Origin of the sequence: Microcoleus sp. B13-B6 (genome assembly GCF_036705405.1) — a bacterium.
In the GTDB taxonomy this organism is placed as follows: Bacteria; Cyanobacteriota; Cyanobacteriia; order Cyanobacteriales; family Microcoleaceae; genus Microcoleus.
Window position 1 is genome coordinate 30,806 of sequence record NZ_JAUBUJ010000022.1, and the last position, 6,000, is coordinate 36,805.

The following is a 6,000-nucleotide window of genomic DNA, read 5'->3' on the forward strand; positions in this document are numbered from 1 at the left end:
TGCCAACTGCCAACTGACAACTGCCAACTGACAACTGCCAACTGCCAACTGCCAACTGACTAATTACCAACCACCGAGAACAATGACCAATCACCAATCAGCAGAACAACTGTTAGAACTAGCCACCAAAGCAGGTGCAGAAGCTGCTGAGGTATTGGAATCGCAATCGCTCTCACGGCCGGTCTTTTTTGAAGCAAACCGCCTCAAACAGCTAGAAACCGCCCAAGCAGAAGGCATTGCACTGCGGCTGTGGCGGGATGGGCGGCCGGGTTTGGCGGTGGCTTACGGGCCTGTGGAACTGCAAATTTTGGTGGACAGGGCGATCGCGCTTTCGCAACTCAACGAACCGGAAACCATCGAACTCGGCACTGGTGAGAAAGTTGTTTATCCCGATCGCGGAGTGTCGGTGCCGGCCGAACAGCTAGTAAACTGGGGAAAAGAGGCGATCGCGATCGTCCGCGAAGCCTATCCAGAAAGCCTCTGCACCGCCGAACTCGACTGTGAAATCGAGAGCACCCGTTTGGTGAACACCAAAGGCTTGGATTCCAGTCACACCGACACCACCCTCAGCGGCTATTTATCAGCAGAATTAGTGCGGGGAGAAGATTTCCTCAACATTTGGGAAGGCGAAACCGAACGCGGCACCCTCGACTTAAACACCAGCGCCAAGCGGGTTTTGCAGCGTTTAGAATGGGCGAAAGACAATGTAGCCCCCGCCACGGGCCGGGTGCCGGTGCTATTTACAGCCAAAGCCGCCGATTTGCTGTGGGGCACTGTCTGTGCGGCGTTGAACGGCAAACAGGTACTCGAAGGCGCTTCGCCTTGGAACGATCGATTAGGCCAACAAGTGACATCGCCGCTTGTCACCCTCTCGCAGCAGCCGGATATCGGGCCCTATAGCTGTCCTTTTGACGACGAAGGTACTCCCACGCGGGCGATCGTCTTTATCAACAGCGGAGTGTTGCAGCTATTTTATACCGATCGTACCACCGGTCGAGCCTTGGGCAGCGGCACCACCGGCAACGGATTTCGCCCTGGTTTGGGCAGCTATCCCACGCCGAGTTTGTTCAATGTTTTGATTAAACCAGGTTCGCTTTCGCTAATAGATTTAATCGCTAAATTAGACGACGGGATTGTAGTCGATCAAATGCTTGGCGGCAGTGCCGGAATTTCCGGCGATTTTTCAATTAATGTCGATCTCGGCTACCGAGTCAAAAAAGGTCAAATAGTCGGCAGAATCAAAGACACAATGGTAGCTGGCAACGTCTACAACGTCCTCAAACAATTAGTAGAATTGGGAGGAGACTCCGAGTGGAACGGTTCTTGCGAAACACCGTCTCTAATTGTAGAGGGATTGTCCGTCATCGGCAAGAATTAAAGTCAGTTGGCAGTTGGCCGTTGTCAGTTGTCAGTTGGCAGTTGTTAGTTGTCAGTTGTCAGTTGTTAGTTGTCAGTTGTCAGTTGTCAGTTGTTAGTTGTCAGTTGTTAGTTGTCATCAATCATCAGTCAACAGTCAACAGTCAACAGTTAACAGTCAACAGTCAACAGTCAACAATTCTCCATTCCCACTTCCCATACATAATATGCGTATTTGTTTTATCGGCGATTCTTTTGTAAACGGTACTTGCGATCCCAAATGTCTCGGTTGGACAGGACGGATTTGCGCGGCCGCTTGCGGACAAGGACACGATATTACCTACTACAATTTAGGAATAAGGGGAGAAACCAGTGCCGATATAGAAACTCGTTGGTTCAACGAAGTTTCTCGCCGCTTACCTCACTATGGCGACGGCAGAATAGTATTTTCCTTTGGCGTCAACGACACTTACCGAGAAAACGAAAAAAATCGCATAGAAGTTGAAAAATCAATTGAAAATGCTCGCTGTATTCTCACGTCAGCCAAAGAAATATTTCCAGTATTAATGGTAGGGCCACCGCCAGTTATCGATGCCGATCGCACAAGGCGGATTGCCAACTTATCCGAACAGTTTTCTCAAGTTTGCAACGAGTTAAATGTGCCTTATCTAGATGTTTGCACCCCGCTGCAAAACTCGGAAATTTGGCATAAAGAACTTACCGAAAATGACGTTTCCCATCCCCGCGCAGCCGGTTACGCTGAATTGGCTAAAATAGTTCACAATTGGGACGGTTGGAAAGCTTGGTTTAAAAATATCAATATATCAGATAAAGAGACAGTAACGCTGTTCCGAGCCGTCGGCAAAAAAGAAATGGAACTGATTAAAGAAAGCGATTTTCTGGCATTTCCGCCGCGACTGTCTTTTCAGCCTATTTTTTATCCCGTACTCCACAAAGCATATGCTATACAAATTGCACGAGATTGGAATACAAGAGATGCAGCATCGGGATATTTCGGCTATGTAACCCGGTTTCGAGTTTTGGCTGAATTCTTAAAAAAATATCCCGTCCAAACTGTCGGCAGTTCGATTCATCAAGAATATTGGATTCCGGCAGAAGAATTGGCTCAATTCAATCAAAACATTGTGGGAAAAATTGAAATTTTTGCGGAATATCAACCGTAGAATAGGAGGAAATCATCCTTGAATTCAATCGGTTTGAAGTGATAAATTTTGACTGGTACGGCACTCTGAATAGAGTGGGAAAGGGTAAAAAAACGCAGATCAACGCAAAATGGTAAAATTCATCTGCGTTAATCTACGTGTATCTGCGGTTAAAAAAAGCCGCTTCTAAATGAAAGTGAAATAAGGTTGATCCAGATTCAAATCCATCACCCCTTGCACCGTGGCAATTAAATCATCGGATTCACCGGGTTTCTTGAGGAAAATGCTAGTCGCATTCCCCGAAACCGACAGCGAATAATTGCCCTTAATTCCCGAAAGGACGATCGCATCCTCAGCAGAATTAAAGTCACTAATCACAGCATTACCATCACCAGAGTAGTAGATTTTATCACTATCTCCCAGCAAGAAACGGTCTTTACCTTCCCCGCCAGTCAAAGTATCAAACTCCCCAATTCCAGGATTAGTAGCACTCGGATCGATACCTGCTAAAGTATCATCTCCTTCGCCACCGCTGACAACATCATTACCGCTGCCGCCCAGCAAGAAATCCTTATCTAACTGACCGAAAATGCTGTCATCTCCCGCATCACCGCCGAGAGAATCATCGCCCTTCCCGCCAAAAATTATATCGTTACCGTCTCCTCCCAAAGCAACATCCAAGCCTTTATTTGCGTACAGCGAATCATTACCGCCGCCACCTAAGATGCCGTCGGAAGCTTTACCGCCGTAAACAATATCATTGCCATTTCCAGCATCGATCAAGTCGGTGCCAGCATTGCCCAATAGCGAATCTTCGCCGTCATTGCCCTGGATATTATCAGCACCATCTAAGCCGGAAATCGTATCGTTTCCAGCTAAACCATCCAGTGCGTCAGCCTGCGGAGTTCCGAAGAACAAATCGCTAAGCGGCCCGCCACTGAAAGTAGAATCAACGGTAGTATTCGGACTCGGAATCCCAATTGCCGGTGTTAAAATTTGGGGGCCGTCAGGTGTGGGAGTTGGTGTGGGTGTGGGTGTGGTTGTGAGTGGGGGTTTGAATACAGGTACGGTGGCAAAGCGAGAGAGAATTGTATTGCCGGAGACACCTGCAACATTTTCGATGAATCCAGTACCCGGAATATTGCTAGTAGCATCAAAGAAATTGAGAAGTTCGAGGTCGTTAGCGAGGTTGATTTGACCGTCTTTATTCACGTCTACTACTAAGCTAGTACCGCTGCGACCGATTCCTACTGAACCGTTCGTCAGAGATGTAACTAAGGTAGTATCCGGGAGAACGAGGTTGTCAGTGCCGGCAGCGCCTTGAATTTTGCTACCAGCGGCTGTTGCGGGGTCGAGGATAAAGGTATCGTTGCCACCGCCACCGGTGAGGATGTCGGCACCGCCGTTACCGATGAGGCTTTCATCGCTGCTGCTGCCAGTGATAGTATCAGGCAAAGCTGTACCGATGATAACTTCGATACCGGTGAGAGTATCAGTACCTTCGGCTGTGGAACTTCCCGCCGCGAGATTGATATTTACAGGACTCAGCAGAGTAGCATAAGACACCGTATCGATACCGGCACCGCCGACGATGCTGTCATTGCCCAAACCGCCAACTAGAGAATCATCTCCATCGCCGCCGTCGAGAGTATCATTGTCTTCGTTTCCGAACAAAAAGTCATTGTCGGCACCGCCCAACAAACTGTCATTCCCTTCAGCCCCGTACAGAGAATCTTTGCCATCTCCTCCATTGATAATGTCAGTACCTTCACCGGCCCACAGGCTGTCATCACCGGCAGCGCCTACGAGAGTATCGTTACCTTCGCCGCCGTCAAGGGTGTCATTGCCATCGCCGCCGTCGAGATAGTCGTTGCCAATCCCCGTACCGAGAATTACGTCACCCTCCGCCTCACTAATGGTAATGAGTTCGTCGCCGTTGAGCACATCATTGCCAGCGTTGCCGAACAGCGAATCATTGCCTTGATTGCCCTCAATCTCATCGTTGCCCGCCAATCCGTCGATGCTGTCATCGCCGCCACCACCTGGAAGGAAATCCGGGTCGGGCGTCGCCTTCAACGGGAAACTCTTGAGAATGGCGTCCCCTGAGAGATTGCCAACTTGTTCGATAAAACCATCTCCTTGTTCCAGATTTGGTTCAGCGAAGAAGTCAAGAATCAACAAGTCGTCAGTTGCGTTAAAAATCCCGTCTTTGTTGAGGTCAATTAGCAAGTCGGTATCGAATTCGCCGCCCCGCGTCACGCCTGCCGTACCGGCGGCCAAGCCGATCGCCAGCGTGAGACCATTGAGAGTTAGACTATCGGTGCCGCTGTCGTCAGCAATGACATTGCCCCCTGCGGAAGTACCATTTAACACGTAGAAGTCATCGCCGGTGCCGCCTTCTAGACTATCGGCACCGCCACCACCTTCTAGGGTATCGTTACCGTCATCTCCGTAGAGTTCGTCATTGCCAACGCCGCCGTTGAGGCTGTCGTTATCTTCGCCACCGCTTAGTTCGTCATTGCCGTCACCGCCTTCTAGGGTATCGTTGCCGTCACCCCCATCTGCAATATCGTTGCCGACACCGCCAGAAATAGAGTCATTGCCTTCGTCCCCTGTAAGGGAGTCATCGCCGGCATCTCCTGTGAGGGTGTCGGCACCGCGGCCGCCTACAACTTCGTCATTGCCGTCGCCGCCGGAGAGCAAATTATTGCCCAATTCATCTTCTAGGATGTCATTTCCCGCGCCGCCAATTAGGCTGTCGTTACCTTCGTTGCCATTTAAGTAGTCATCGCCGGCATCTCCTGTGAGGGTGTCGGCACCGTTGCCGCCCAAAACTTCGTCATCGCCGTCGCCGCCGGAGAGCAAGTTATTGCCCAATTCATCTTCTAGGAAGTCATTTCCCGCGCCGCCAAAGAGGCTGTCGTCACCTTCCTCGCCATTTAAGTAGTCATCGCCGGCATCGCCAGAGAGGGAGTCATTTCCTTCCCCACCGAAGATGTCATCGTCGCCTCCGAGGCCGTCGATGGTGTCGTTTTGGGCGCTACCTTGGAGGGCATCATCGCCGGGAGTTCCCAATATTATCCCCGGAGTCGGACTTGTCGGAGTCGGAGTTGTCGGACTTGTCGGAGTTGTTGGAGTTGGAGTTGGAGTTGTCGGACTTGTCGGAGTTGTTGGAGTTGGAGTTGTCGGAGTTGTCGGAGTTGTTGGAGTTGTCGGAGTTGTCGGAGTTGTTGGAGTTGGACTTGTCGGAGTTGTTGGAGTTGGACTTGTCGGAGTTGTTGGACTTGTCGGAGTTGTTGGAGTTGGACTTGTCGGAGTTGTTGGAGTTGTCGGAGTTGTCGGAGTTGTTGGAGTTGTTGGAGTTGTCGGAGTTGTCGGAGTTGTCGGAGTTGTCGGAGTTGTTGGAGTTGTCGGAGTTGTTGGAGTTGGACTTGTCGGAGTTGTTGGAGTTGTCGGAGTTGTCGGAGTTGTTGGACTTGTC

The 6,000-nt window shown here is 50.3% G+C and carries 3 protein-coding genes; 2 read left to right on the forward strand and 1 reads right to left on the reverse strand.

Annotation, left to right across the window (positions count from 1 at the left end):
* Positions 1-82 precede the first annotated feature (82 nt).
* Together QUB35_RS12355 and QUB35_RS12360 are read left to right on the forward strand one after the other, a co-directional pair.
* Positions 83-1,378: a TldD/PmbA family protein gene (locus QUB35_RS12355; protein ID WP_333142182.1), complete on the forward strand. Its 1,296-nt coding sequence runs from the start codon at positions 83-85 to the stop codon at positions 1,376-1,378.
* Between the two features lie 205 nt (positions 1,379-1,583).
* Complete coding sequence (locus tag QUB35_RS12360; protein WP_333142183.1) at positions 1,584-2,540, forward strand: GDSL-type esterase/lipase family protein; 957 nt, start codon at positions 1,584-1,586, stop codon at positions 2,538-2,540.
* Between the two features lie 165 nt (positions 2,541-2,705).
* On the opposite strand, the gene QUB35_RS12365 is transcribed toward QUB35_RS12360, so the two are convergent.
* The coding region (locus QUB35_RS12365) for a calcium-binding protein (protein ID WP_333142184.1) at positions 2,706-6,000 on the reverse strand (3,295 nt) is incomplete at its 5' end.

Excerpts from the sequence above, each read along its gene's own strand:
- QUB35_RS12355 (WP_333142182.1), top strand. The coding sequence starts at position 83 with ATGACCAATCACCAATCAGCAGAACAACTGTTAGAACTAGCCACCAAA.
- QUB35_RS12360 (WP_333142183.1), top strand. The coding sequence starts at position 1,584 with ATGCGTATTTGTTTTATCGGCGATTCTTTTGTAAACGGTACTTGCGAT.